Below are 26,869 nucleotides of genomic sequence, written 5' to 3' on the forward strand. Positions count from 1 at the left end.
TCCGGGTGCCTGGGCCGGTCAGAGGTCGTCGCCCATCAGAGGTCGCCGCCCGTCAGGGGCTGTCGTCCGTCAGAGGTTGTCGCCCCAGCCGCCCTGGATCATGGTCTGGAAGGCCCAGGCCCCACCCCGCCTCACCAGGATGTCGGCGTACCGCAGCTGCTGCGTCTCGCCGTTCGCGGTCATCACCGAGTCGGTGAAGACCACGGCCATGGCGGGGGAGAGGAAGACGGGCGTGCGCGTGGACTCGAAGGTGATGTCCTCGCTCCCGTCCCCCATCACGTGCGTCATGGTCGCGACGAACTGATCCCGGTCCCACTGCGCGGAGCGTCCGTCGCCCGCGGAGTCGTCGCTGACCAGGTTGAGCGGGAAGACGGCCAGATCGGCCATGCGCTCCACGTCGCGCCGCGCGCTGTGGGCGTCGTACTCGGCGAACCAGGCGGCCAGGCTCGCGCGGTCCTCGTCGGTCGGGACGTATCCGGTCTCGGGCAGTACGGTCATGCGGGCTCCTGATCAAGTTTGACTACGTGTGAGGAAGGTATGCTCGAATCGCTCGCTAGTCAAACTTGATTAGCTGTGATGCCGATCACGTCGTCGCTCGGATCGTGGCTGCCGGTCGGTTCTCAGCGGAAGCGGACGACCACGGCGGTCGCGTGCCGGGTCGTGTTCTGCCGCACCTCCACCGTGACGGGCGGCTCGGCCGGCAGGGCGGCGTAGGTGACCTCGCCGATCCCGATGGCGATCGCGGTCCCCTCGCCCCTGGCCTCCGGCAGCGCGGCCCCGGCCGCCGTCCGCAGCGCGGAGCTGAGCGGCGACGACACCAAGGGCGTGCCGTCCCCCGGCAGGACGAGCACGAGCGCCTGCGGGCGAGCCCTGCTGCCGGTGAACCCGACGACCACCGCGTCCCGGGTGTCGCTGTGCCGCAGCTTCAGCCACGCGCGCGTGCCGCCCCGGTAGGCCCCGTCGAGCCGCTTGACCACCAGCCCTTCGATGCCGGTGGCGGGCAGGGTCTCGTACCAGGTCAGGGCCGTTGCGCGGGCGGTCGTCATCGGTACGGCCTGGAGGGGCGGCCCGAGCGGTTCGAGGATGCGTACGAGGCGTGCGCGCCGTTCCTCGTAGGGCAGGGTGCGGCAGTCCTCGCCCCCGTCGGCGAGCAGATCGAAGGCGGCGTACGAAGCGGGGAGCGTGCGCGCGAGGTGCGTGGCGTGCGCGCGGGTGGCGGCGGCGCGCTGCTGGACTGCCTGGAAGTCGATGCGGCCGTCGGCCCAGACGACGACCTCGCCGTCGAGCACGGTCCCGGCGGGCAGGTGTCCCGCGGCCTCGGCGAGATCGGGGAACGCGCTGGTGACGAGGCGTCCGGAGCGGGCCTGCAGCCGCACGCGGTGACCGTCGGCGAAGACGACGAGCCGGTGACCGTCGAACTTGGGCTCGAACGCCCAGCCGTCGCCCTGCGGCAGCGCGGTGACGGATTCGGCGAGGGCGACCCGGAGGGGCGGGGTGATCATGAAGGGGGCTCGCGGCGGGAGAGAGAGCGGGGGAGGGGGCGGGCCCGGCCTTGGTCGGGGTCGACGAGCGGACCCAGGAGATCCCCGTGCCGCTGAAGGCGGGCCGCGATGTCGCCGGCCAGGAACACCAGTTCCGCGGGATCGCCGCGCTCCTCGACCGCCTCGACCTCCTCCCAGGTCACGGGGGTGGAGACGGTCGGTTCCCGGCGGGCGCGGAGGGTGTAGGGGGTGGCGGTCGTCTTCGCGGCGGCGTTCTGGCTGAAGTCGACGAAGACCTTGCCGGGGCGCAGGCTGCGCGTCATCCGGTGGACGACCAGGTCGGGCAGCGCGGCCTCGGCCTCCTTGGCGAGCTCCTTCGCGTACGCGGTGACCTGCTCGGAGGGCGTCGGCTCCAGGGGGCAGAGCAGATGCAGGCCCTTGGAGCCGGAGGTCTTCGCGTAGACGTCCAGGCCGTCCGCCTGAAGGCGCTCGCGCAGCCAGCGGCCCGCCCGGCAGCACTCGACGACGGTGGCGGGGGCGCCGGGGTCCAGGTCGAGGACGAGCCGGTCGGCCAGGGCGGGGGCGTCCGCCTGCCACTGCGGGGTGTGGAACTCGGTGACGAGGTTGCCGGCCCACATCAGGGTGGGGAGGTCGTTCACGAGGATCTGCCGGGCGTCGCCGTCCGAGCGGGGTACGTCGGCGGTCTGCACCCAGGTGGGGGTGCCGGGCGGCACGTTCTTGGCGAAGAAGCGCTGGCCGTCCGGCCCGTCGGGGAAGCGGAGGAAGGAGACGGGCCGGTTGCGCAGATGGGGGAGGAGGGCCTCGGCCGTGCTGGCGTAGTAGTGCAGCATCTCGCCCTTGGTGAAGCCGGACGCGGCGTAGAGGACCTTGTCGAGATTGCTGAGGGCCAGCTGCCGCCCCTCCACCTCCGTGATCGGCGTCATACGATGAGACTCCCACGAATGGGGACGAATCACCCCGGGACGGGTGCGTGACTCCTGGCTTCCGTCGGCCGGGGTCGCCGACTGCCGCTGACTGCTGAGAGGTGCCTGACGTGCGATCCATATGGAACGGTGCGATCTCCTTCGGGCTCGTCAGCATCCCGATCAAGGTCGTGAACGCCACAGAGAACCACGCGGTCTCCTTCCGGCAGATACACACGGAGGACGGGGGCCGGATCCGCTACCGCAAGGTGTGCGAGCTGGAGGAGCGGGAGGTGACGTCCGCCGAGATCGGCAAGGGGTACGAGGACGCGGACGGCTCGATCATCCCGATCACGGACGAGGATCTGGCGGCGCTGCCGATCCCGACCGCCAAGACGATCGAGATCGTCGCCTTCGTGCCCGCGGACGTGATCGATCCGATGCAGATGGACACGGCGTACTACTTGTCGGCCAACGGGGTGCCTGCGACCAAGCCGTACACGCTGCTGCGGGAGGCGCTGACGCGGAGCCGGAAGGTGGCGATCGCCAGGTTCGCGCTGCGGGGGCGGGAGCGGCTGGGGATGCTGCGGGTGGTGGACGACGTGATCGCGATGCACGGGCTGCTCTGGCCGGACGAGATCCGTGAGCCGGAGGGCGTGGCTCCGGACTCGCGGGTCACGGTGCGGGACGCGGAGCTGGACCTGGCGGACGCGCTGATGGACACGCTGGGGGAGGTCGACGTCTCCACCCTCCACGACGACTACCGCGCGGCGGTGGAGGAACTCATCGCGGCCAAGGCGGAGGGCGCGGTGCCGACGGAGCCGGCCGCGGGGGCGGATTCCGGCGGGGGCAAGGTGATCGACCTGATGGCGGCGCTGGAGAAGAGCGTGCGGGCGGCGAAGAGCGGGGACTCCCTGGCGGAGGTGACGCCGCTGGCGCGGGGTGATCGGAAGGGCACTGCGGCGAGGACGACGCCGAAGGAGGTGGGGGGCAAGAAGTCGACGGCGAAGAAGGCGACGACGGCGAGGAAGTCGACGACGGCGACGGCGACGGCGAGGAAGTCGACGACGGCGAAGAAGGGGGCGACGGCGAAGAAGTCCCCCGCGAAGAAGACGACCGCGAAGAAGCGGGCGTAGCAGGGAGAAAGGGAGGCAGGGCGCGGAGGGTAGGGCACGGAGGTGCCCCGGTTGGGGGTCGGTGCCGCGCCGGTATGTCCGTACTCGCTATCTCGGTTTCGGCGCCGGGCCACTTCGGCGAGGGAGTCCCGCGAACCGTGCTCCGTGCGGACATACCGGCACGTCCCCTCGCGCGCACTGCCGCCCGCGACTGCTCAGGGGCCGAGCCCCCGTGGCTGGACACATCGCAGCCCCCGCCCGTCATCCACGGCCCTACCCCCACCCGCACCAGCACGCGCCGACCCCGCACTCGCACGTCCCTGGCCTCACCCGCCCCCGGTGTCCCCTGTCCCCCCGGGGCAATCGGTGGGTGGGTGGGAGAGCTTGTTCGTTGAGGGGTAGATGCGGGGTGAACGGGCGGGTGGGTGGGAGAGGACCGTTCCGGCGGCAGCCCCGTAGCCCGCGTGGCCCCCCAGGCTCGCCGCAGCGCACGTACGCGGTGAACCTTGAGGAATGACTCAGGACAAGCAAAAGGGCAAGGACGGCAACTACCGCCCCGTCGTCTTCCGGGACCGCTCCGCGGGCTACGCCTTCCTCACGCGCTCCACCGCCGAGAGCGACCAGACCATCGAGTGGGACGACGGCGAGACGTACCCCCTGGTGGAAGTGGAGATCTCCTCCGAGAGCCACCCCTTCTACACGGGCCGCGCCCGCGTCGTGGACTCCGAGGGCCAGGTCGCCAAGTTCGAGCGCCGCTACGGCGATACGGAGCCCCCGAGCACGCCGGAGTGACCGGCCACCGCCCGCGCCACGCCACGTAAGCGGCAGGAGTGGCAGGAGGGGCACGGCGGCCCGACGATGTCCGTAGAACCTTGATCACGGACGCGAGCGACCAAAACCGCGGACCACGAACGCCGGACCACGAACGACGGACCACGAACGACGAACGAGCTTGATCACGAGAAGGCGGCGGCATGACCGACGGCACGACCGATCTCCAGGCGCTGGCGGCCGAGGCGTACATCTACGGCTACCCGATGGTGCTCAACCTCGACGAAGTCGACCGCTTCTCCCGCAAGGGCATGGGCTCGGTGGCCCCCGCGCCGTTCAACGAGTTCAGCCACGCGAGCAAGCTGGCAGGCCCCGACGACCCCTTCGTGACCGTCAACAACGACACCGTCTACTCGGTGGCGCAGCTGGACCTCTCCGGCGGCGCCCTGCTCCTGACGGTCCCGGACACCGACGGCCGCTACTACGTCCTGCAGTTCGTGGACGCGTGGACCAACAACTTCGCCTACGTGGGCCGCCGCGCCACCGGAACCGGCACGGCCAGCTACCTGCTCACGCCGCCCGGCTGGGACGAGGACGTCCCGCTGGGCGCCACCCGCATCTCCGTGCCGACCGAGGTGGCGTCGATCGTCGGGCGGTGGGCCTGCGCGGGCCCGGACGACGTGGCCGCCGTACGGGAGCTCCAGGAGGACACGCTCCTGGAGCCGTACTGGACGGCGTCCGGAGAGTCCCACGGGCTGCCGACCCACACGTACATCCCGGACGAGGAACCGGAACTCCTCTTCTACGAGAAGCTGCGGGCCCGCATGGCCGCCTTCCCGCCCGCGCCCGCGGACCTGACCTACCAGCAGCGCTTCGCCCCGCTCGGCCTGTTGGACGTGACGAGCCCTTACGCGCAGCCCCGGCCGGAGCTCGCCGAAGCGCTGCGTGCCGGGTTCGCCGCGGGCAAGGAGAAGGTCGAGCACGAGTCCACCCAGGGGGGCAGCGCGGAGCAGAACGGCTGGAAACTGACGTATCACGCCTTCGACTACAACGCCGACCACTTCGAGGTCGGCACGCTCAAGGACCCCCAATGGATCTACACGGACCGGGAGTTGGGCCGCTTGGTGCGCGCCACGTCGGCCCGTACCGCGCTCTGGGGCAACCACGGATACGAAGCGGCGTACGCGATGACGTGGAACGACGGTGACGGGCAGCCCCTGGACGGCGGGCAGTCCTACACCCTGCGCTTCGAGAAGCCGCCGCCGGTGGACGCGTTCTGGTCGATCACGATGTACGACCTGCCGGACTACTACCTGGTCGCCAACCCCATCGACCGCTACTCCATCGGCGACCGTACCCCGGGCCTGAGCCACGACGACGACGGCTCCCTCACGCTCCACCTCAGGCCGCAGCGCCCCACCGACGACAAGACGGCCGCGAACTGGCTGCCCACCCCCGGCGGTCGCTTCCGCCCGGTCCTGCGGATGTACACGCCACGCGCCGCGGTCTTCGACGGGACGTACGAGCTGCCGCCCATCCGCCGGAGTTAGGGAGAGGCGGTCCAGCGGGGGGCGGTACGGGCCCAGGCCGCGCCCCACTGCGCGAGGTTGTGCCGCTCAAGCCTGCGGTGGGCGCAGGCGTACGCGGCGGCGCCCGTGAGCGGGACGGCGATGGCGGCCAGGACGACGTAGCCCATGGTGTGGTCGCGGACCTCCGCCTCGGTGAGGGGCGGGTCCGTGAGCTTCCCTTCGTCGCTGACCCATACGGGGATGGTGTTCCCGGCGGTCAGGGCCGGCTCGACGTCCGCGTCGGCGGTGCGGGTGTGTCCGTGACGGTCGGTGAAACGGACGGGGACCGGGTATCGGGTCTTCTTCGCCTCGATCGAGCCGGGCTCGGGGTGGCGGGGCGCGTCGTGGACGAGGACGGCCGTGGTGCGGTGCCGGGTCTCGGCCTGGTGCCGGGCGGTCTGCTCGGTGTGGCGGCGGGCCGCGTCGCCGACCAGCACGACGGCGGCCGGGGTGGCGGTCACGACGGCCAGGAAGAGGCCGACGGCGATCCACGCCTGTACGAGGTCGGTGCGGCGGCGCAGCGGATTGCGCCGCCAGCGCCACAGCAGGGCCACGGGGCTCTCCTTGGGCGGTGGGGGTGGTGAGGGTACTGAGGGTGCTGAGGGTGGTGGGGTTCAGAGGGGGTGTGCGGCGTCGGTGCTCGCGGCCGTGGAGGGGTGGCCGTGCGCGGCCCGGAGGAGTTTCGCGGCGCCGCGGACCGCCGCGGTGTGCGGGGCGGGAACGGGCTGGACGGGGGCGTGCAGCTGTTCGGCGAGGCCGCGGCTGACTTCGGGGAGCAGGGCGCCGCCACCGGCCAGCAGGGCGCCGCGGCGGAGGGCTTCGAGGGTCCGGGAGCTGCGGTCCTGCCCGAGCATCGCGGTCACCATCGCGACGACGCAGTCGGTGAGGTGGGCGGACGGGGGCGGCGGCGCCGTGGGGGAGGCGCGACGGTCCAGGTCGCTCGTTCCCAGGGCGGTGTGGCGGGCGTCGACCACCGCGCCGTCGGCGAGGAGGGCCACCTCGGTGAGGTGGGCGCCGATGTCCACGACGAGCAGGGGCCGGGCCAGATCGGCGTCCACGGCCGAGGCCACGGCCCGCGCGGTGGGGATGGTCAGCACGGTGCGCGGGCGGAGGACCTCGACGGCGATGCGGGCCTCGGCGCGGTAGGCGACTCCGCCCAGTACGGGCGAGGTCAGGATGAGCAGGGGGCGGCCGAAGCGGGGCAGCCGGTGGCCGAGCAGCCGGTCGAGCATCCGGGCGGTGCCGGAGGTGTCGACGATGGCGCCGCGCCGGATGGGGTAGACGGCGCCACCGCCGTGGAAGGTCACGGTGGGGACGTCGAGAATCATGCGCCGGCCGGACGTCCAGGCACGGGTCCGGGCGCTGCCCAGGTCGAGGGCGATGCCGGAGCACTGCCGGCACCAGGGCCACGAGCGGTGCCGGGCGGGTCCTGGGGGGAGGGGGGACGGGGTCGTGGTCATCGGTCGGCCCCTTGGACCTGCTGGCAGCGGGCGCAGTAGCGGGCCTGGGGCACGATCGTCAGGCGCTCGCGGGCGATGGGCCGCCGGCACAGGTGGCAGGCGCCGTAGTCGCCGCGGTCCATGCGCCGCAGGGCTGCCTCGACGTCGGCGAGGACCATGCGGGCCGACGCGGCGAGCTTGACGCGGACCTCGGTGCGGGCGGCGCTCTGCCGGTCGAGGAGTGCGTCGGCGCGGGGCATCGCCGAGTCGGACAGCTGCTGGAGCTGTTCCCGGCGGAAGAGGCGCTGCTCGTGCAGGTTCTGGCGCAGCGTGACGAGGTCGTCGGCCGACAGGGCGGGTTCGATCGGGGCCGTTTCGGGCAGGGCTGGCTCGATCAGTGCCGGTTCGATCGGGGCCGGTTCGATCAGTGCCGGTTCGGTCGGGGCCGGTTCGATCAGTGCCGGTCCGATCGGGGCCGGTTCGATGATCTGGAGGTTCACCACTTCACCCCTCGGGCAGGGCGGGAGACGGAGGGCGGGCGCGGTCGCGTTCGCGGACGCGCGGTGGTCAGCCGGCTTTGCGCTGACAGGGAACGCAGAACTGCGTGTAGGGCAGGATCTCCAGGCGTTCGACCGGGATGGGCTTGGCACAGCCGGGGCAGGTGCCGTAGCTGCCGTCCCGTACGCGGTCGAGGGCGGCCTCGATCTCTTTGAGGACCCGTTCGAGGGTGTCCTTCTGCGCCGCCATCACCTGCTCCTCCGCCTCCTGCCCGGCCTCGCCGATGGCGCGCAACTGCGTCAGCCGGGAGGCACGTTCGTGTTCCAGACGCCGACGGGCCTCGCGCGCGGGAAGCCGCTCGGGGCGGGCTTCGAGGCGGGCTCCGGGGTGGTCTTCGGGGTGGTCTTCGGGGTGGTCTTCGACCGGGGGAGTACGGGTGTCGAGCGACATGGCGGGGCCTTCTTCCAGCTGGGTCATGCCCTCACCGTCGCCGGTGAGCCGTACGAAACCCATCGGGCGCGATACCCATCTACGGCGGTCCCCGGGCCCCATCGCGCAAATGGGCATTGCGCCCCATCGACGGACAGAAGGGAAAGGGGGCAGGCTGGGCGGTACGCGCGGCCCCGGTGACGACACCGGAGCCCGCAGGACCACAAGCCCGCAAAAGACCACAGGCCCGCGACAGCGCGGGCCCGCAACAGCGCAGGCCCGCAAGAGTGCAGGCAACGCAAGAGCGCGAGTCCGCGAAGATGGAGAAGACAGAAAGGCGTCACCCCGTTGTCCCTGTTCTGGCGGATCTTCGCGCTCAACGCGGTGGTGCTGGGGAGCGCCACCGCCCTGCTGCTGTGGGCGCCGGTGACCGTCTCCGTGCCGGTGGTGCTGACCGAGGCGGTCATCCTCGTGGGCGGCCTCGGCGTCATGCTGGTCGCCAACGCGGCCCTGCTGCGGATCGGCCTGGCCCCGCTGGACCGCCTCACCCGCCTGATGACCACCGTCGACCTGCTGCGCCCCGGGCATCGCCTGCCGGAGCAGGGGCACGGCGAGACCGCCGAGCTGATCCGCACCTTCAACGCCATGCTCGAACGCCTTGAGCAGGAGCGGGCCGCCAGCAGCGCCCGCGTCCTGCTCGCGCAGGAATCCGAACGGCGCCGCATCGCCCAGGAACTCCACGACGAGGTCGGCCAGACCATGACCGCGGTCCTGCTGTCCCTGAAGCGGGCGTCGGACAAGGCGGACGAACCCCTGCGCGGCGAGCTGCAACAGGCGCAGGAGATCACCCGGGGGAGCCTGGACGAAGTACGCCGTCTGGTGCGCAGACTGCGGCCGGGGGTCCTGGACGACCTCGGCCTGATCAGCGCCCTGACCTCTCTGACCACGGAGTTCGCCACGCACGCGGGACTACGGGTGGTACGCCGCTTCGACGCGGACCTGCCCCCACTGGATCAGCAGGCGGAACTGGTCCTCTACCGGGTGGCCCAGGAGGCCCTGACCAACGCGGCCCGCCACGCGGAGGCCGGCCGGGTGGAGGTGAGCCTCTGCCGCACCGACGGCGCGGTGGCGCTGAGCGTCACGGACGACGGCCGCGGGACCGGGGTCGCCCACGAGGGGGCGGGGATCCGCGGGATGCGGGAGCGGGCGCTGTTCATCGGGGCATCGCTGGACGTCACGTCAGACCCACGGTCCGGTACGCGGGTCCGCCTGACGGTTCCCGTACCGACCCCCACGCCGCACACCTCCGGGAAGCAGTAGATGAGTACGACCGACGCACCCCCCACCCGCATCCTCCTCGCCGACGACCACGCGCTGGTGCGCCGCGGGGTGCGACTGATCCTCGACGGTGAATCGGACCTCGAGGTCGTGGCCGAGGCAGGGGACGGCGCGGAGGCCATCGCGCTGGCGCGCACGCACGAGGTCGACCTGGCGGTCCTGGACATCGCGATGCCCCGGATGACGGGCCTGCAGGCCGCGCGCGAACTCGCGGCGCTGAAGCCGGGCGTACGCGTCCTCATGCTGACGATGCACGACAACGAGCAGTACTTCTTCCAGGCGCTGAAGGCGGGCGCCAGCGGATACGTCCTGAAGTCGGTGGCCGACCGCGACCTGGTGGCCGCCTGCCGGGCGGCCATGCGCGACGAGCCGTTCCTCTACCCGGGCGCGGTGACCGCCCTGATCCGCAACTACCTCGACCGGGTCCGCCAGGGCGAGGAGCCACCGGACCAGGTACTGACGGCACGCGAGGAGGAGGTCCTCAAACTCGTGGCCGAGGGCCACTCGTCCAAGGAGATAGCCGAGATGCTCTTCATCAGCATCAAGACGGTCCACCGCCACCGAGCGAACCTGCTCCACAAACTGGGCCTACGCAACCGCCTGGAACTAACCCGCTACGCAATCCGAGCAGGCCTGATCGAACCCTGACCACCGCACGCGCCGACAACCGAGTGGCTGCAGTCGGCAGCGGACGCGAGGGGCCGTGCCGGCATGCCCGCACGGAGCACGACATGAGGCGCTCCCCTGCGGAAGCGGCCACGCACTCGACCGACACAGCGAGCACACCCACACAGGCAGGCCTCCACCCTTCACCACCCCGCAGCCCCTGACCGACGCTCTACGCTGCCGCCCCGCCCTGAAGCCCCGCCCCTGACCGCCTCTCTACGCCGCCCGCCCCGGCCCGACGCCCCCGCCCCGGCCCCCTACTCCGCCGTCCCGCACCGCTACCCCGCAGCCCCTGACCGCCTTTCTACGCTGCCGCCCCGCCCTGAAGTCCCGCCCCTGACCGCCTCTCTACGCCGCCTGCCCCGGCCCGACGCCCCCGACCCGGCCCTCTACTCCGCCGTCCCGCACCGCTACCCCGCAGCCCCTGACCGCCTTTCTACGCGCCGTCCCGCACCGCAGATCGAGACCCTGACCCGCCTCCTACTCCGCCGCCGCGCACCCCAGTCCCCGAGCCTGACCGGCTCTCTACGCCGCCGCCTCGCACCGCAGTCCTCGACTCTTCCCCGTCCCCCTGCGCCGCGCCCCGCACCGCAGTCCCCGAACCCGACCCGGCCCCCGACGGCAGCCCGCACCGCAGTCCCCGACCCTTCCCCGTCCCCCTGCGCCGCGCCCCGCACCGCAGTCCCCGAACCCGACCCGGCCCCCGACGGCGGCCCGCACCGCAGCTCCCGACCCTGACCCGCCCCTCCGACTCCCCTGTCCGACAGACCGCACGGGCTGTCCCCCGACTGCCTCAAGGCCCGGCTGCTACTCCCCAGCCGGGCCTTGAGGCCCCGAACGGCTCCCGACCGGCTCCCCGAAGAGGGCCGGTCACTACCACCGACGAGGAGAGGGGACGGGGCATGGCACGCTCATCGCACACCGTCCCGCGCACCGGCCGGCACGCGATGCCCCGCGCCATCGGCCCCGGCCCAGCAGCGCTACTGGCCGTCCTTCTCGCCCTCCTAGCCACACTGCTGCCCCCGCCTGCACCGGGCAGCACCCGCTCACCCGTATCGCTCGCAACTGCCGTCCCCGCGCCGCTACTTGGCGGACCGCACGCCACACCGGCCGCTCATACGCTTGGCGCGCGCCGCCACGCCACACCGGCCGCAGCGTCCGCTCATACGCTTGGCGCGCGCCGCCACGCCACACCGGCCGCAGCGTCCGCTCATACGCTTGGCGCGCGCCGCCACGCCACACCGGCCACGGCGCCCGCTCCAGCACTAGGCGAGCGCCACGCAGCACCAACCGCGAGCGCCGCGCCCACGTACAGCGCACCGTACGCAGACGCTGCAGAAGCCGCGAGCAACGCGAGCAACTCTGATACCGCGAGCTACGCGGACGCCGCGGACGCCGCTGACGCCGCAGGCAACGCAGACGCCGCGAGCAACGCGAACGCCACAGACGCCGCGAGCAACGCAGGCAACGCGCAGGCCGCAGGCAACGCGCAGGCCACAAGCAACGCGCAGGCCGCAGGCAACGCGCACGCCGCAGACAGCGCGCACGCCGCAGGCAACGCGCACGCCGCCCCCGCAAGCGCCGCACCCCGAAGCCATCGCGAAATCACCAGCGAACGGCCGTCACCGCCGCCCCCTGCCACCCCGGCCGCACGCCGCACGCCCGCCTGCCCGCCCCAGCCCACGTGGCCGCCGCCCTCAGCGGTGTGCCCGCCCGCCTCCGCGGAAGCGGCGAACCCCTCCGGCGCACGCGCACCACCCCCACCTCCCGGCACCTGAACTCTCCATATCCCTTTCCATTGACCGCGGCCACCGCCCTGGCCGGCCGCGGTGTGCCTGTGCCTGCCGGAGGCCTGCCGTGCACCGACCCCTGCGCCCTGCCACGAACCGCCCTCGACGCCCATCCGCAAACCACCCCCGACCCCCCTCCACGAACCGCCCGAGACGCCCCTCCGCCACCCGCCCCCTGCGGCCCTCCGCCAACCGCGCCCCGTACATCAGAGGCCTGCTGGCCCTGGCCGCAGTAGCCCTGTCCCTCTACATCGCGCTCACAACGCCGGTCCACCTGGGGCTCGACCTGCGCGGCGGCACCCAACTCGTCCTGGAGACCCGCCCCACCGCCACCTCTGAGGCGGGCGAGGAGGCCACCGACCGCACCATGGAGGTGCTGCGCGGCCGTATCGACGCGCTGGGCGTCGCCGAACCCACCATCGCCCGCTCCGGCGACAACCGCATCGTCGTGGAGCTGCCCGGCGCGCAGGACCCGAGCAAGGCGGCGGACATGCTCGGCCGCACCGCGGAACTCACCTTCCACCAGGTACTAGGCACGGCAGACACCCCCGCCGACACCCCTGCCGACACCACCGATCAACGCCGGAAGGGCCCCGCCCAACAGGTCCTCCCCGACGAGTCCGGCGAACGCCTACGCCTCCAGGCAGCGTCACTGACGGGCAAGGACGTGGAGAAGGCGGCGGACCGCTTCGACCAGGAGGGCGGAGCCGGCTGGCACGTCACCGTCGACTTCAAGGGCCAGGGCCGAGACGGCTGGGCCCGCCTGACGGGCGAGGCGGCCTGCCACGCACCAGGAGACCCGGCCCGCCGGGTGGCCATCGTCCTGGACGGCAAGATCATCTCTTCGCCCCAGGTGGACCCCTCGGTCCCGTGCCGCTCCGGAATCAGCGGAGGCTCGACACAGATCACCGGCTCCTTCGACGACCGCGAGGCCAAGGACCTGGCCCTGCTCATCAGCGGAGGCGCCCTGCCGGTACCGGTGGAGATCGTCGAACAGCGCACGGTCGGCGCCAGCCTCGGCGCCCAGGCCATCACGGCCAGCGCCTGGGCCGCGGTCATCGGCACCGCGCTGACGTCGCTCTTCATCATCGCCGTCTACCGCCTGATGGGCGCCATCGCCACCGTGGCCCTGGCCGCCTACGGCCTGATCTCCTACGCCGCCCTGGCCGCCATCGGCGCCACCCTCACCCTGCCCGGCCTCGCCGGCTTCGTACTGGCCATCGGCATGGCGGTCGACGCCAACGTCCTCGTCTTCGAACGCGCCCGCGAGGAGTACGCGGCTCGCCACCGCCCCACCCCGCGGTCGTCCCTGACCGCAGGGTTCCGCAGCGCCTTCAGCGCGATCGCGGACTCCAACATCACCACGCTCATCGCCGCCGGCCTGCTGTTCTTCCTCGCATCAGGCCCCGTACGAGGCTTCGGAGTCACCCTGGGCATCGGCGTCCTGGCCTCGATGTTCAGCGCCCTGGTCATCACCCGGGCCCTGGCCGACTACGCCGCGGCCCGCCCCCGCATATACCGCCACCCCCACCTCACGGGCATCGCAGGCATCGGCAGATTCCGCGCCCACCTGACGCACACGAACCCCAACCTGATGCGCCACCCCCGCAGATGGCTGGCAGCCTCGGCAGCGGCCCTCGTCCTGACCGCCTCCGGCATAGCTCTGCGAGGCCTGGACTTCGGCATCGAATTCACCGGCGGCCGAGTAATCGAATACGCCACCAAGACCCCCATCAACCCCGACAAAGCAAGAAAGGCCCTGGCTGACGCAGGCTTCCCCCAGGCAACAGTCCAGACAACAGGAGAAGCCCAACTGACAATCCGCACAACCAACCTGACGAACCCCCAGGCAGCCGCCATCACCAAGACAATCGGCACCCTGACGGACCACGCCCCCCAGAAACTCCGGGACGAGTCGATCGGCCCCAGCCTGGGCAAGGAACTACGCCAGAACGCCCTCATGGCCCTGGCAACAGCCCTAGCCGCCCAACTCGCCTACTTGGCGGCCCGCTTCCGCTGGCTCCTGGGAACAGCGGCGGTCGCGGCCCTGGCCCACGACGTCGTAATCCTCCTAGGGATCTTCGCCTGGCTGGGCAAACCGATTGACGGCATCTTCCTGGCCGCGCTGCTGACGGTGATCGGCTATTCGGTGAACGACTCGGTAGTGGTCTTCGACAGACTGCGCGAACAAACCAAGAAAACCCCCGCCCGCCCCTTCCCCCAAACAGCGAACCAGGCACTCCTGCAAACCCTGCCCCGCACCCTGAATACAGGAATGGGCGCGGCCTTCATCCTCACCGCCCTGGCAACCCTGGGAGGCCCCCCTCTCACAGACTTCGCCCTGGCCCTCCTGATCGGTCTGGCGGTCGGCACCTACTCATCCATGTTCACGGCCACACCGCTGGCCATAGAACTGACCAACCGCACCCAGACTGGGCGCCGAGCACCCTGTTGAGACAGAAGGCCAGCCACGTGTACTGATCGGCCCGGCCCTCCTCGGCAGCGTCGAGGAGGGCCGGACCGATGGGCCACCCCGTTCGGAGGCTCCACAGCGTCTCTCTCCGACGGCTACCCGATACGTCGAGCCGCCAAGTTCAAAGGGACGCAGAGATCGCGTCGCGCACGGCCCCGGGCTCACGGCCGCACGAGCGAAGACTCCCGTAGATACGCGAAGACCCCGGCCTCAGCGTTTCCGCTGGTGACGGGGTCTTTGGGCACCCAATAAAAGGTGCCCCCGGCAGGATTCGAACCTGCGCACACGGCTCCGGAGGGCATGATCCACTAACCCCTTCCTGCTTATCTGACCTGCGGGAAGCTGGCCGCAGGAGCAGCCCGGACGTGGTCTCACTCGCCACTCACTCGCACGGCCCACCTGATCGGGCAGTGGCAGAGTGTGCGCACGCCACCGGCCTTACCCCTTACGTTGAGGTCTGCCGCCGCTCAGTGTTCGCTGCTGGACCCAGCAGTCACCCTGCTTGGTGCACGCGATGCTCCGGAGCAAGCGGCGCCGAGAGGTGTGATCAGTGTGGCGAGCGAGCTACCCGTGGGTGTCAGTCGTTGCTCGTACAGTTGCGCACGGACGGAGAGGTTGCGGGCGAGGGGGTTCTGGTGCCGTCAGCAAAGAGTGCAAGAGGGCGTGGCGAAGCTGACTTCAGCGAGGGGACGCGGCGGTTGCTCGCCCAACGGGCAGCTTTCCGCTGCTCGAACCCGCAATGCGGGGCGCTAACCATTGGCCCCGGCGCTGGCCCCGGCGATATCTCTGACACAGGGACGGCTGCCCATATTTTTGCCGCCGCTTCAAAAGGCCCCCGCGGCACTGGCGGGCTATCCGCCCAAGAGCGAGCTGACATATCCAATGGAATCTGGATGTGTGCAACATGCGGACGGCTGGTCGACGCGAATGCTGGAAAACAATATTCGGTGTCGCTACTCCGAAGCTGGAAAGATCTTCATGAGCAGCGAGTGTGTTTGGAGCAGGGTGGGCAGGTAAAACCTTTTGGTTGGGTTCAGTCCCTTGAGGTGGCCAATCACTATGTTCTGCTGCCAGGGGTAATTCGGCTGTCAAAGCTGAATCTTCTGTTCGGGATGAATAATTCCGGCAAGACGCGCCTTCTCCACTTGTTGAGGTCACTCACCTCTCCGCACCTGCTCATGCATAATCTGCACCAATCAGATCTTTCATGCTCAATTACTTGGTTTGATCCGGCACTCCGCAAGGCGGAGGTGGAGGTTGAGGGGGACAGGCTCCACTATCGCGTCGACGGAAGCAGAGTGCCCTTGCCGCCGCGCCCGTACAGAGTCCTCACGTTCAGCCTAGGTAGCCGATATGAATATTCCCGGTCAGAAGTGTTCAGCTTCCTCGATATAGGCAGGGTTCTTGAAATTGACCCATGGGCAGTACAAACGGTAGTCGAGAATCTCCCGGTGCTGCTTCCGGATGTCGTGTCCGGCGTAACTGTGGAGTACGGTAGCGCAATAATTCACTATCGGCCGGGTTCGTGGGGTGACCGAGACCCGTGGGCTATCTGGTTCTATGTTATCGCCGTATTCGCAGAATTGCAGGCAAGGGTGGAGCCGACGATACTCGTTCTTGATGAACCATTCTTGTATATGCATTTCAGATCGCAGCAAGATGCTTTGGAGTTGTTCGAATCGGCAACCTGGACCTTTCAGGTAATCTTGGCGGAGCATAGCCCTGTAGCTTACGAGAGAAGACTCCACGGCTGGAGCGCGACGGTGCTCGTTCCGGAAAAAATGGGGCGGTCTCGCATTTCACAGGATGACGCAGACCTCGAACGCGTGAGGGGTTAGGTTGGCTGCGGGGCGGCAGGGCTGCATCTCCCGTAGCGTCGCCTTGTGCTGGCCCTCTTCGACCTCGACGACACCCTGATCGACCGCAGCGCGGGCCTGGAGGACTGGGTCCGCGGCTTCGTCCGCTCGCGCTCCTTGCCTCAAAGGGCAGGGTCTGTCATCCGAGAGCGGCTTCGTGAGCGGGCCCATCCAGAAGACTTCATCGACCTGTCGGAAGCCTTCGGTCTCAGCGACGCACCGGGCGACCTCTGGCGTGAGTACGTTGATGGCGTCGCGCGCTCGGTGCGTTGCTTCCCCGGCGCCCGGGAAGGGCTCGAAGCGCTGCGCGGCCAGGGGTGGACCCTCGGCATCGCGACGAATGGGGCGGGCGACATCCAGCGCGCCAAACTCGCCGCGACCGGTCTCGCTCCGCTCTTCGACGGTATCTGTGTCTCGGGAGAGGCGGGGGTGCGGAAGCCGGAGCGTAGCTTCTTCGAGGCTTCGGCGGCCGAGTGTGGAGCCGTGCTCAGCGCTGGCGGATGGATGGTGGGCGACAACCCCGAGACAGACATGGGCGGGGCGACGGCGGCGGGACTGCGGACGGTGTGGGTGGCGAATGGCCGTGAATGGACCGATGGCCCCCGCGAGCCCGACGTCATCGTGCCGGGCATCGTGGAGGCCATCGAGGCACTGCGAGGGCTGACGGTCTAGGCCGGAGCATCGAGCGGGCCCGCGTGCAGCTCCTCCATCACGCGCGCGAGATCCGGCGACGTGTCCTTGAGTCCTGCCCACCGCTCCATGACGGTGGCGGCAGCGTCAGCCAGATCAGAGGGCAGCCCCGCCTCTTCGAGGGCGTGGGCCGCCTCCTTCATCTCTGGGCCCCAACGCCACGACCGAGCAGCGACCTTCGGGAAGTACGCGGTTTCTGCCAGGTAGCTGGTCGTACGGCTCTCCGCGATGTCGAGTAGCTCCGCCTCGACTCCGTAGTCACTGGCGAGGGTGTACGCGACGGCCGCCAGTGCGCGGCTCGCCTTCTGGTAGCTGCTGTACGAGAGCTTGAGCGCGGACGCCTGCCCGATCTCGCCAGACAGGAGACGTGTTTGAACAGCGCTTCCGTCGAAGAGCTGAGCCACCGGGCGCAGCGCGTCGGCTGGCCCGGATAGGTAGAGGCGAGGGCTCTTTGAGTCCGACGGGGGAGACCCGATCACAGAGCCGTCGACGGTGGTCGCCCCGGAGTGCTGCACGATGCCCCTGATGCTGGCCATCGTCGCGGGGGAGACGGCGTTCCCATCGACGTAGATTCCGGCGTACGAGCAAGCCGCTACATTCCGTGCCACAAGTTCGGCGGCGGCCGGCGGGCACAGGCTCAGGATGATGTCGGACCGATCGGCCACCTCGCTCAGGTCGTGTACCGGCGTGAGGCCGTATCGCTCGGCTCGTACCTTGCTGCTCGCACTGCGTCCGTCCGGACACCACAGAACCTCAGCACCGGAGCTCCGGGCCTGAGCGGCGACGGCGGCTCCCATGCTGCCTGGGTGCAGGATGCCGAGCGTCGTCATCTGACAAGCTCCCGGATGTTCTGGCTCTCAGCTGAGGCGTTGGCCGCGAGGGCGTCGATGATGGCGTTGGCGGACTCGGTGGGGCTGAGCTGGTCGGTCCGGAGGGTGAGGGTCCACGGCTCGGTTTCGTGCGCCAACAGATCCTCTTTGGTCTCGTGCCAGACCTTCACCCGAGCCTCTACGTCCTTGTCCCCGCGGTCGATGGAACGCGACTGTGTGGCGTCCAGGGGGCACCAAAGGAGCACGCGAATCCAGTGCAGGGGGAAGGCGGCAACTGCACTAGCTCCCACGACCTGCCCCATGTGCAGAACGGGGATGCGGTCGGCGTCGACCAGGGCCGCGACGCCCTGCCTGTCGATGGCGTACTCAGCGTCATAGCGGGCGTTGCGGTAGAGGATTTCTCCCGCGCGCGACAGCTCTTCGATGTGGTCTGCGGTCGTGAGCCGGTATCCCGTCGTACGCCCAGGACCGGCCTTGAGTCGCTCGAAAAGGGCGAACTCCGGCCGGAGTCGCGTGAGTTCACTGGTGACCGTGTCCTTTCCGGAGCCGGGCGGCCCGTACAGGATCACACCGGACGGCATCACAGCCCACCGCCGCTCAGCACGTCGCGCGCTTCGTCGACGAGGGCGACGGCAGCGCCAAGGCTGTTGTCGACGACGAAGTGAGGGCCCTGCGGACGGAACTTCAGATTGAGCCCTGACGCGTATTCCTCCCACGCCTCCATCTTCCAGGCGTCGCGCGCCGCGCCCCGGAATTCGATGTACTCGCGCATGGATTCGACGTCGCACTCAACCCATATGGTCGCCACCGAAACCCGCTTGGACCGGCAGCGATTCTGGAAACGCTGCATCCAATCGGCCTTACCGAACTCTGCGATGAACGGGGCATCGAGGATTGCCGAGATTCCGCAATCCAAGTTGTCCCATGCCGCTTCCATGAGGCATCGGTATTCGAGCGGCCTGACCTTATCGCGGTACAGATCCGAACTCCGGTCGTGTGCCTCACCGCCCATTGAAACAAGGAGCTGGTCGACCAGCGGGCGTGTCAGCGAGTCCTTGTCGAGGATCGGCCAGCCGGTAAGGCCGCCGAGGAACTTTGCGAACTCCGACTTCCCCGACCCTGCGTACCCCCCGACCAGGATCACGGTCGGCCCATCAGTGCTTGCCCCTGCCGTGTGGCGGCTCCATGCGTTGACCACACGATTGCGCAGAGCCTCGCTGTCCACGTCGTCGGTGCCTTCGCGGATGCTGCTCAGCGCTTTGCGTACTGCGTCCGGTTGGTCGGGGAGCTTTCGCTCAGCGGAAGCGGGCGCCGGTACGGATTCCACAGGGGCATCCTCTCCGGGCAGGGCTTTACGGAAGCCGAGTTGGGCCTCATTGCGACGATAGAGACGGGAGTACGCCCGGCGGTAATGCGGACCGGGATACACCGAACCCTTTTCGTGGCCCCAGATCGTCTGGAAGTTCGCGGCGATGTTGAAGCCGTGCCGCTCCGCAATTTCGCGAAGCTTCTCCCCCGTGTCTTCCAGAGTGAGCCCAATCTCCTCGCGGTGCATCCGCAGGAGATCCGGCTTCCAATCCGGGTGCTTCCGAGCCATCTGCCCCTCCTAGATAGCTAGTAGGAGCCGCGAGTGTAGCGGCCCGACTAGAGCTGTGGAAATTCGTGATAGCGCATGTGTAAGCGGATGTATAAAACCGCTTGGACTTTCTCAGCTAGCGGGACGTGATACCGGTTTTCGCGCCGTGACGGTGAACTTGTGGCACATCGAACGAGGAGGTTCAGATGCCCCACGGCGCGGCTGTTCAGGCCCCACCCCGGCTTGCTGGAAGGTCAGTTCTCTTCCAGCGTCGCGACGCGTTGGCGCAGCTCTCCAACTTCGGTCCGCAGTTTGTCAACTTCCTCGCGCAGCTCGGCCACGGTCCCGACCGGATCGGCGAGTTGTGCGGCGGAGCGGCCGGCATCGGCAGTCAAGAACACGCCCTTGCCCTGGTGACTGACAACGAGCCGGTCGGCCTTCAGGGCATTGATGGCAGCACGGGCCACGGTCACCGTGACCCCGTAGGCCTTCTGGAGATCCCCGTACGAGGGGAGCTGTCCGGTCTCTGCGAACTCGCCATCCGCGATGCGTCGCCGCAGGTCATTGGCCACCTGCTGATAGGCGAACTGCTTGCCGGTCCACTCGACCATCTGCACCCCAAGTCTTGTTCGGTCTCTGCCTCATAGTGCCCGTGCCTCAGAGGTAGAACCAGCGTCCCACGCTGCTTGTTCCGCGAGGGGACTTGACGCACTCTGCCTCACAGTGCACTCTGAGGCAGAGTTGAGAAAGCGGCTTAGCCCGGAAGGGCAGAGCGCCGGATCGACCTGCTTGACCTGCACGAACAGCGTCCGGATGTACGGCCCGGAGCCCGCGCTGTGGAGAACTCAACAGAGTGCCGACCCAGCCGCATGAACAGGTGCGGTCGATGGGTGCGGGTCACCATCCCGACCGCCCATGTCGGGCCGGGTGACTTGCCCGGATCTGCTCTTCGGGGCAGGTCTGGCATCTGTGGCGCTTGCCGCATCTCGAACCTCAACCCTTCCGCTGCGTTCACCGCGGCGGCCGGTTGCCTCCGCTGCTCGTCTCGTACGAGCAGCGCTGAGGGGAGCCGGATTCTCACCGACTTCAACGGCGCGCGGCACCGGTGCTCGAACACCGGTGCCGCTGTTTGGGCCGTTGCCCACTTCTAGGGAGACACGACCCATGAATCACATCGTGACTGTTCAGGACGCTGTTACCGCGTTCGAGCCGTGGATGGAGCCGACGGCCGCTGAGCTGGAGGCCATCGAGGACGAAATGCCGCTCATCACGGCGGAACTCGATTTGCTGGACGCGCAGCTCTCCACCCTGGACCGGCCGGCCACCGCGCTGGACGCCCGCCGTCTGCGCCGCGCCCGCCGCAAGGTCCTCACCGCCCGACGCGAGCTGACGAACCTCGCCGAGGCCGCCTCGCCGGTGGTGGCGTGATGGGGCAGGAGTTCACCGCGCAGATGTCGGTGAGCGGTGGCCGGTGGCGCCTGTACGTGGTGCTGCTGAACACCACCGACCTGTGGCCCGAGCACTCCTTCGACCGTCCCGCTCCGGTGCCGACGTTCACGGAACGCACGGACGCGCTCAGCGTGCTCGACTTCCGGCCGATTGTGGGCGCTGAGTGGGAGTGGACCGAGTACAGCGAGAGCCACGGCGACCCCGCCTCTGCCGTCTGTTTGGTCGCCGCTCTTCGGGTGCGTTCAGAGATGGGGGTGGAGGCGTGAACGCCGTTCAGACGCGTTCAGCAGAGCGTGCGTTGTCGGTCGGTACGTGGTTGATCGTGTGCGGGGCGATGCTCTACTCCATCCTCACGGTCACGCCGCTGATGGCCGCACACACGGCCGACCGGTGGGACTGGACGGCGCCGATCCTGCCGCTCGTGGTGGATGCGGCCGTGGTGATCGTGGTCAAGCTCGATGACGTGCTGGCCCGTCTGGGCGGGCACGGCGGACGCTGGCCGATCGTGCTGCGCTGGATGACCGGCTTGATGACCCTGGCCCTGAACACCGCCGACTCGGCCTTGAAGAAAGACCTGGTCGGAGTAGCCGTCCACGCGGTGGCGCCGCTTCTGTTGATCGTGACCGCGGAGACCAGTCTCGCCTACCGGCACGCCATCGCCACCGCCGTCGCCGCCCTGAAAGCCGAGGCGAAGGAAGAGCGCGAGCGGCGGGAGCAGGCGGACCGCGAGCGGGCCGAACAGGCCCGCCGCGAGGTCCGCGAGGAGCGCGAGCACGCCGCACAAGTGGCGCGTGAACAGCGTGAGCATGAAGCCTTCCTGGCCCGCGAGCAGACCGAGCGGGAAGAGCGCGTGCGCCGCGAGGAACGCGAGGAACGGGAGCGTGCGGCGGCGGCTGAGCGGGAGATCCGTGAACGCCGTGAACGCGAGCGTGAACACCGTGAACAAGAGCGTGTACGGCTTGAACACCAGGCCCGCGAGCGGGCCGAGGCCGAGCAGCGCGAGGCCGCGGAAGCTGCGGCTCGTGAACAGCGTGAACAGCGTGAGCGGTTGGCTCGTGAACGCGATGCGCTGCTGGCGCGGGGCCCTGCGGCGGGCAAGCTGCCGGAACCCGAGGCCCGCCAGATCGTGGCCGCCGCGTTCGGCGCCGAGCTTTCCGTGCGCTCTGCGGCGGAGCTGTGCGGCTGGTCGGTGGGCTGGGTCTCCTCCCGCTACGCCGATCACCGCGACCCCAGCCACACTGGGGCTGAACTCGCCATCGCGAGCCGGTGATGGCCACCCTGCCCGTCTACCGCTGGCGGCTGGCCCCTGACGGCTACGCCACCTACTGGCAACTGCGCGCCCTGGGGCTGCGGCCCGGCGGGCAGGACGTCGCCGCGCAGCTCGAACGGCCCCGGCGCCGCCGCGGCCCGCTGGTCGCCTACCTCTACCGCATCGACCGCGCCAAGCCGGTACGGCCCATGACGCCGGCGCGGTGGGCGTCGCTGGCCAAGGCCAATGCTGCCCGTCGGCTTTGCCCCGAGTGCGGGCGTGATGCCGACTACGTCATCCCGCCCTCACGGGGCATGTGCGGCCTCTGCGTCGCCTCCGAGGAACAGCGCGCTGCCTGAACCTTCCCTCTCTGAGCTGGGAGTTCCCCGCATGGCACAGAAGTCTTCTCCGCGGCATGGCATCGTGACGGCGCTCGTCATCGCCGCCGCTAGCGCGGTGGCCGTCTCCATCGGTGTCCGCCTCGCCTCCTACGGCGTGCCGATCGCCCTGATCACCCCGTGCGTGCTCGCGGTCCTGTCCTCCGCGCTGTGGCTGCTGATCCGCGTGCAGGAGGCCATCGGCGCCACGGTGCACCGCTGCACCGCGCACGGCTGCACCTTCCAAGTCCGCCTGCAGAACGCGGACGCGGCCGAGGAGCGGCGCTGGCAGGAGATCACCGCAGCACACCCCGAGCACCGCGACTGATCAGCTCGTTCCTGATCCATGCGCAGGGCCCGAACGCCACCTTCTGACCAGCGCGTTCGGGCCCTGCTCTCCCCTGAAGGAGTGCACACAGCATGACCGACCTCAGTACTGAACCGGTAGTGGCCCCGGCCGCTCCCGAAGCACCCCCCGACACCCCACCCACCCCCGATCCCAGCCCAGCGGACGCCGCGACGGGCGAGTTGGCGCACACACCGGGCGGCTACCCGGTGCTGCCACTGGCTCTGTCCAGCGCGAACACCACCGCCGGCGTCATCGGCGCCGGTGGCCTGGCCGGTGGCCCTATTGGCGCGGCGGCTGCCGCCGGTGGCGTGGCGCTGCTGGGCACGATCGCCACACTGGCCCGTGCCCGCCGTCTGGCGGCCGAGGAGCGGCGGGCGGCCACACCCGGCCGCACTACCGCCCCCGGCAAGAGCACCGGAGCCGGTGCCCGCAAGCCCGCCTCGCTCGCTGCTTCGCAGGGGCGCGGTTCGCGAGCGGGCGGCGCGAGTGGCAAAGCCTCCCGCACGGGTGGCCCCGCTAGCCGGGGCAAGACCGGCAACGCGCGTACCGGCTCGGCCGGTTCGGGCCGTAGTGGGCTGTCCAAGGCCGGCGGGCGGACCGGCACCGGACGGGGCGGCCTGGGCAAGCACAAGGCCCCTGCGAGCGGCGCCGGTCGTTCGGGCGGCGCCCACAAGGCCCCCAAAGGGCTGGGATCCCGTGCCGGTGCCGGTGCCGGTGGCGGTGGCGGGGCGGGGAAGCTGGCCCAGGCGCGTGCTGCGCGTGCGGCTCATGCCCGGCAGAACCCGACCCGCTCGGCTGCCCGCAACCAGGCGAAGCAGGATCGCCGTGCGGTCGCCGATGCCCGCCGGGATGCCAAGGCTGCTGCCCGGCAGGCCAAGCAGGACCGAGGCCAGGGTCGGGGGCGTGGTCGGCTGGGCCGGGCCGCCGCGAGGGGTGGCCGCAAGGCCGCCTCCGGGGCCCGCGCGCTGATCAACCGGGCGCGCGATCGCCGCGACCGCGCGACTGACGCCAAGCTCGCCGACCAGCGCGCCGACGTCCGCAAGGCACCGGCGCGCAAGAAGGCCCGGTGGGCGTTGTGGCGTTCCGCGGCCCTGATGTTCGGCCGCCGTCTGCTGGCCGGTGTCCTGGGAGGCGCGCTCGGCCTGGTCGGCTGCCTGACCAGCCCGATCGGTCGCAAGTTCTGCATCCCTTGGCTCGTGCATCCCGGCCGCCGCCTGTATCGGCGGATGGTCGATGCGGCCCGCATGGAACGCGCGCTGCGGGATGCGCAGATCCGCAAGACCCGTGGCGAGGAAGAGGCGAAGGCCGACGCCGACGCTGCGGGCGTGGACGCGATCGGGGATCGCGTCGAACGGCCCGCTCAGCTCATCCCGGTGTCCTACCCGACTGTTTCGGAGGTTGTGAACGTGTCTGGTTTCAAGTTCGAAGAGGCCGCCAGCGAGATGCAGAATGCCGCGGCGACGTACGACCCGGACACCAACATGGAGGTCGTCGAGATGATCGACAACCTTCCCGCCGCGCTGGAGTGCATCGCCAAGACCTTCCTGATTCTCGCGGAGCGCTCGGACCAGGAGTTCGCCTTCGACAAGCAGGTCGCCGACGGCTTCGACGACATCTACAAGACCCTGCTCAATGCCGTGGACGCGGCGGTGGAGTTGGGCCCGTTCTTCCGGCAGGTCCACGACGCCGACATCGCCCGCCACGAGGACCCGCGCAACGGGTCCGAGGCCGAGAAGAAGTGGAACGTCTGACCATGACGACACACACCGAGGCCAGTGCGAACAAGAGCACCAAGAAGTCCGATGCCGCGGTGGAGCCGCCCACTGGCCCGGTGTGGGACTGGGCGGCCGGTCACGGACCTGTGACCGGCGCCCTGTCCGCCACCACCGGTGCCTTCGCGGTGGCTACCTGCGGCACCGCCACCGGCATGCCGCCCGGCTGGGCCCTTGCCGTCGGCACCGCCGGTGCACTCGGGCACGCCGCGGCTGGCATCCGGCTGCGCAACGCCGGACGCACCATCGCCGCCCGCGCCGCTTCCTGGCTGATCGGCGGCGGCTGGACGACATGGGCCATGACGCAGGGCCCCCTCACCTGGCAGGCGCTGGGCTCCCTGGCCGCCATCGGGGTCGGCATGGGCGCGGCCACCCGCTCCACCAACCTCTACGAAGAAGCCCGCGAAGAGGAAGCGATCGCGGCCGAGCAGCGCGCCGTGGTGGCGGAGTTGTCCGCCGAACGGCGGGCGATCGCCGAGGAGTGGGCGGCCCGCATCGAGCGGGTCTGCGGGCTGCGCATCCGCATCCTGGCCATCGAGAAGTGGGAGGCGGGGACCGGGTTCACCATCGACGCGGAGCTGCCCGGCGGCGCCGTCTACGACGCGATCGCCAAGAAGTCCGCAGCACTGTCCTCCGACGCGCGGCTGCCGCACGGCTGCACCGTCACCGCCGGGCCCGGCGTCCACCAGGGCCGCACCCTCATCGACGTCGGCACCGTCAACGTCCTGATGAAGGAATCCACCTACCCCACCGGGTACGGGCCGCTGTCCATCCACACCGGCATCCCGTGGGGCTACCGCTCCAACGCCGAGGAGATCCTGACCTACCTGCGCGAGCAGTGCGCGCTGGTGGTCGGCCCCACCGGATCGGGCAAGACCAACATGGTCCACGTCATCCTGGCCGGGTTCGCCCGCGCCACCGACGTGCTCACCTGGGTGATCGACCTGAACGCCGGATCGGCTGGCCTGCCCTGGGTGCTGCCCGCCCTCGAATCCAGCGGCTCGGGGCGTCCCGTGCGGCCGGGCATCGACTGGCTCGCCTCCACCCACCAGGAAGCCCTGACGATGCTGGACACTGCACTCGCGGTGGCCCGGCACCGCAAGGTCGCCTACCAGGAGCTGCTCGCGCGGGAGAACACCGACCTGCTGCCCATCAGCGCGGGCATCCCGCAGATCGAGCTGGTCATCGACGAAGGCGCGGAAATCCTGGTCAGTAGCGACCGGCAGATGCGCAAGCTCGCGGAGAAGATCCTCGAAGTGATCCGGATCTCCCGCGCGATGGGCGTGCGCACCGTCCTCACCGCCCTGGGCGCCACCGGCTCCGTGCTCGGCAACCTGATGATCCGCCGGGAAGCCAAGGTGCGCGCCGCCCTCACCGGCGGCGAGACCGAGGGCATGGACCTGTCCAAGATGTTCCCCGGCTCCCGCGGCCTGCGACCCGAACAGGCCCCCTACAAGGGCTCCGGGTTCATGGCCACCCCAGAATCCCCGGTCGGGCTGTTCAAGGTGTGGCGGGTCCTTCCCCAGCAGATCCGCGAGATCGTCACCGCCACCTCGGAACGGCACCCGCGGTTGGATGCCGTGTCCGCCAAGGCGGCCGGGCAGGCGTATGCGCGGCGCTGGGACGCCGACCGCATCGCCTGGATGCGCTCACCCGACGCCGCTCCTGTCTCCAGCGGGCAGGGCCCGGCGGCGGCCGGGGGCGATTCTGCGGGCGCGCAGCGCGGGCTGAACCTGTCCGCACTGCGCGAGCAGCCGAACCAGAGCGCCGGGGCCGCGCCGAGTGCGGAAGACGAACTCGCCGCCCGCTTCCGGAAACAGATCGACGCGCAGTTCGGCACCACCGAAGAACCCCGCCCCCAGCGACGCGAGCCGCGCCCGGAGCGGCCGGGGCTGAACCTGTCCGCCTTCCGCAACACCGAGGGCGAGCAGCCCGCCCCCGATTCCAGGGAGAGCGGGAGCGGGGGCGAGAGCGGTCCGGAGTGGCTCGGGGAGGCGATCGACGCGATCGAGTCGGCCGGCGCGATGGGCATGAAGCCCTCCGCCGTCGCCGACCTGGTCGGCCGCAGCCGCCAAGCCGTCCGCGACGCGCTCAAGGCCGCGGCCGAGCGGGGCGAGTTGGTCTACCGGGACAACGGGCCGCACTCGGTCTACGTCCATCCCGATCACGCCTGAGCCCCTCACAGAGCGCTACTGGCTAGTGGCTACAGCCAACTTGCCACTAGCCAGTA

Annotated in this window: 26 protein-coding genes; 15 read left to right on the forward strand and 11 right to left on the reverse strand. The window is 70.1% G+C overall.

Annotated features, from left to right (window positions below; all coding sequences use genetic code 11):
* Positions 1 to 69: 69 nt before the first annotated feature.
* The 3 genes from ACZ6ZP_RS27980 to ligD form a co-directional block, all read right to left on the reverse strand.
* Positions 70 to 498, reverse strand: a complete 429-nt coding sequence (locus ACZ6ZP_RS27980) for a DUF4440 domain-containing protein (protein WP_351163827.1) — start codon at positions 496 to 498, stop codon at positions 70 to 72.
* A gap of 122 nt (positions 499 to 620) precedes the next feature.
* The gene (locus ACZ6ZP_RS27985) at positions 621 to 1,502 is read right to left on the reverse strand and encodes an ATP-dependent DNA ligase (RefSeq protein ID WP_469408787.1); all 882 of its coding nucleotides are present in this window, start codon (positions 1,500 to 1,502) and stop codon (positions 621 to 623) included.
* Positions 1,499 to 2,425: a non-homologous end-joining DNA ligase gene (ligD, locus tag ACZ6ZP_RS27990; RefSeq protein ID WP_469408788.1), complete on the reverse strand. Its 927-nt coding sequence runs from the start codon at positions 2,423 to 2,425 to the stop codon at positions 1,499 to 1,501. The genes ACZ6ZP_RS27985 and ligD overlap by 4 nt, the downstream gene beginning before the upstream one ends.
* 110 nt (positions 2,426 to 2,535) lie before the next feature.
* Here ligD and ku point away from each other — a divergent pair, with 110 nt between their 5' ends.
* From ku to ACZ6ZP_RS28005, 3 genes are all read left to right on the forward strand, one after another.
* Entirely contained in the window at positions 2,536 to 3,540 is a 1,005-nt protein-coding gene (gene ku, locus ACZ6ZP_RS27995) for a non-homologous end joining protein Ku (RefSeq protein WP_469408789.1), read from the forward strand.
* Positions 3,541 to 4,032: 492 nt separating this feature from the next.
* Positions 4,033 to 4,311 (forward strand): type B 50S ribosomal protein L31, encoded by a 279-nt coding sequence (locus ACZ6ZP_RS28000; RefSeq protein ID WP_351163837.1) that lies wholly within the window; start codon positions 4,033 to 4,035, stop codon positions 4,309 to 4,311.
* A 182-nt stretch (positions 4,312 to 4,493) separates the two neighbouring features.
* Positions 4,494 to 5,840 (forward strand): DUF1254 domain-containing protein, encoded by a 1,347-nt coding sequence (locus ACZ6ZP_RS28005; RefSeq protein ID WP_469408792.1) that lies wholly within the window; start codon positions 4,494 to 4,496, stop codon positions 5,838 to 5,840.
* Here ACZ6ZP_RS28005 and ACZ6ZP_RS28010 read toward each other — a convergent pair.
* The 4 genes from ACZ6ZP_RS28010 to ACZ6ZP_RS28025 form a co-directional block, all read right to left on the reverse strand.
* Positions 5,837 to 6,412, reverse strand: coding sequence for an Rv1733c family protein (locus ACZ6ZP_RS28010; RefSeq protein WP_361464261.1), 576 nt, complete (start codon positions 6,410 to 6,412; stop codon positions 5,837 to 5,839). The two genes, ACZ6ZP_RS28005 and ACZ6ZP_RS28010, sit on opposite strands and share 4 nt — an antisense overlap.
* Before the next feature lie 60 nt (positions 6,413 to 6,472).
* Positions 6,473 to 7,318: a rod shape-determining protein gene (locus tag ACZ6ZP_RS28015; RefSeq protein ID WP_366461213.1), complete on the reverse strand. Its 846-nt coding sequence runs from the start codon at positions 7,316 to 7,318 to the stop codon at positions 6,473 to 6,475.
* A complete protein-coding gene (locus ACZ6ZP_RS28020) occupies positions 7,315 to 7,680 on the reverse strand; it encodes a TraR/DksA family transcriptional regulator (protein WP_468614254.1) in 366 nt (121 codons plus the stop codon). Before ACZ6ZP_RS28020 ends, ACZ6ZP_RS28015 begins: the two co-directional genes overlap by 4 nt.
* A gap of 184 nt (positions 7,681 to 7,864) precedes the next feature.
* The gene (locus ACZ6ZP_RS28025; RefSeq protein ID WP_469408793.1) at positions 7,865 to 8,272 is read right to left on the reverse strand and encodes a TraR/DksA family transcriptional regulator; all 408 of its coding nucleotides are present in this window, start codon (positions 8,270 to 8,272) and stop codon (positions 7,865 to 7,867) included.
* Between the two features lie 300 nt (positions 8,273 to 8,572).
* Here ACZ6ZP_RS28025 and ACZ6ZP_RS28030 point away from each other — a divergent pair, with 300 nt between their 5' ends.
* The 5 genes from ACZ6ZP_RS28030 (at position 8,573) to ACZ6ZP_RS28050 (ending at position 17,019) form a co-directional block, all read left to right on the forward strand.
* Entirely contained in the window at positions 8,573 to 9,544 is a 972-nt protein-coding gene (locus tag ACZ6ZP_RS28030) for a HAMP domain-containing sensor histidine kinase (RefSeq protein ID WP_351163847.1), read from the forward strand.
* A complete protein-coding gene (locus ACZ6ZP_RS28035; RefSeq protein ID WP_469408796.1) occupies positions 9,545 to 10,210 on the forward strand; it encodes a response regulator in 666 nt (221 codons plus the stop codon).
* Positions 10,211 to 12,193: 1,983 nt separating this feature from the next.
* Positions 12,194 to 14,473 carry a protein translocase subunit SecD gene (gene secD / locus ACZ6ZP_RS28040; protein ID WP_469408889.1) on the forward strand — a complete coding sequence of 760 codons (2,280 nt, stop codon included), beginning with the start codon at positions 12,194 to 12,196 and terminating at the stop codon, positions 14,471 to 14,473.
* Between the two features lie 1,064 nt (positions 14,474 to 15,537).
* The gene (locus ACZ6ZP_RS28045) at positions 15,538 to 16,329 is read left to right on the forward strand and encodes an OLD family protein (protein ID WP_469408798.1); all 792 of its coding nucleotides are present in this window, start codon (positions 15,538 to 15,540) and stop codon (positions 16,327 to 16,329) included.
* A gap of 45 nt (positions 16,330 to 16,374) precedes the next feature.
* Positions 16,375 to 17,019, forward strand: coding sequence for an HAD family hydrolase (locus tag ACZ6ZP_RS28050; RefSeq protein ID WP_469408799.1), 645 nt, complete (start codon positions 16,375 to 16,377; stop codon positions 17,017 to 17,019).
* Here the strand turns inward: ACZ6ZP_RS28050 and ACZ6ZP_RS28055 are convergent.
* The 4 genes from ACZ6ZP_RS28055 to ACZ6ZP_RS28070 all read right to left on the reverse strand — a co-directional run bounded on the left by ACZ6ZP_RS28055 (position 17,016) and on the right by ACZ6ZP_RS28070 (position 20,054).
* Positions 17,016 to 17,867 carry an NAD(P)-dependent oxidoreductase gene (locus ACZ6ZP_RS28055; RefSeq protein ID WP_469408800.1) on the reverse strand — a complete coding sequence of 284 codons (852 nt, stop codon included), beginning with the start codon at positions 17,865 to 17,867 and terminating at the stop codon, positions 17,016 to 17,018. The two genes, ACZ6ZP_RS28050 and ACZ6ZP_RS28055, sit on opposite strands and share 4 nt — an antisense overlap.
* Positions 17,864 to 18,436, reverse strand: a complete 573-nt coding sequence (locus ACZ6ZP_RS28060; RefSeq protein WP_469408802.1) for an ATP-binding protein — start codon at positions 18,434 to 18,436, stop codon at positions 17,864 to 17,866. Before ACZ6ZP_RS28060 ends, ACZ6ZP_RS28055 begins: the two co-directional genes overlap by 4 nt.
* Before the next feature lie 11 nt (positions 18,437 to 18,447).
* Entirely contained in the window at positions 18,448 to 19,464 is a 1,017-nt protein-coding gene (locus tag ACZ6ZP_RS28065) for a P-loop nucleotide/nucleoside kinase family protein (RefSeq protein ID WP_469408804.1), read from the reverse strand.
* A gap of 233 nt (positions 19,465 to 19,697) precedes the next feature.
* The gene (locus tag ACZ6ZP_RS28070; RefSeq protein ID WP_469408806.1) at positions 19,698 to 20,054 is read right to left on the reverse strand and encodes a GntR family transcriptional regulator; all 357 of its coding nucleotides are present in this window, start codon (positions 20,052 to 20,054) and stop codon (positions 19,698 to 19,700) included.
* A 553-nt stretch (positions 20,055 to 20,607) separates the two neighbouring features.
* Between ACZ6ZP_RS28070 and ACZ6ZP_RS28075 the strand changes: the two genes are divergently transcribed.
* From ACZ6ZP_RS28075 to ACZ6ZP_RS28105, 7 genes are all read left to right on the forward strand, one after another.
* Positions 20,608 to 20,871, forward strand: a complete 264-nt coding sequence (locus tag ACZ6ZP_RS28075) for a DUF6284 family protein (protein WP_469408807.1) — start codon at positions 20,608 to 20,610, stop codon at positions 20,869 to 20,871.
* Entirely contained in the window at positions 20,871 to 21,158 is a 288-nt protein-coding gene (locus ACZ6ZP_RS28080) for a DUF6303 family protein (RefSeq protein ID WP_469408809.1), read from the forward strand. Before ACZ6ZP_RS28075 ends, ACZ6ZP_RS28080 begins: the two co-directional genes overlap by 1 nt.
* Entirely contained in the window at positions 21,155 to 22,162 is a 1,008-nt protein-coding gene (locus tag ACZ6ZP_RS28085; protein WP_469408811.1) for a DUF2637 domain-containing protein, read from the forward strand. Before ACZ6ZP_RS28080 ends, ACZ6ZP_RS28085 begins: the two co-directional genes overlap by 4 nt.
* Positions 22,162 to 22,500: an RRQRL motif-containing zinc-binding protein gene (locus tag ACZ6ZP_RS28090; RefSeq protein ID WP_469408813.1), complete on the forward strand. Its 339-nt coding sequence runs from the start codon at positions 22,162 to 22,164 to the stop codon at positions 22,498 to 22,500. The genes ACZ6ZP_RS28085 and ACZ6ZP_RS28090 overlap by 1 nt, the downstream gene beginning before the upstream one ends.
* Before the next feature lie 31 nt (positions 22,501 to 22,531).
* On the forward strand, positions 22,532 to 22,846 hold the full coding sequence (locus tag ACZ6ZP_RS28095) for a hypothetical protein (protein ID WP_469408814.1): 315 nt from the start codon (positions 22,532 to 22,534) through the stop codon (positions 22,844 to 22,846).
* A 92-nt stretch (positions 22,847 to 22,938) separates the two neighbouring features.
* Positions 22,939 to 24,618: a hypothetical protein gene (locus ACZ6ZP_RS28100; RefSeq protein ID WP_469408815.1), complete on the forward strand. Its 1,680-nt coding sequence runs from the start codon at positions 22,939 to 22,941 to the stop codon at positions 24,616 to 24,618.
* Positions 24,619 to 24,620: 2 nt separating this feature from the next.
* Positions 24,621 to 26,813, forward strand: a complete 2,193-nt coding sequence (locus ACZ6ZP_RS28105; protein ID WP_469408816.1) for a hypothetical protein — start codon at positions 24,621 to 24,623, stop codon at positions 26,811 to 26,813.
* Positions 26,814 to 26,869 lie beyond the last annotated feature (56 nt).

Source organism: Streptomyces sp. NPDC054047 (assembly GCF_055585065.1).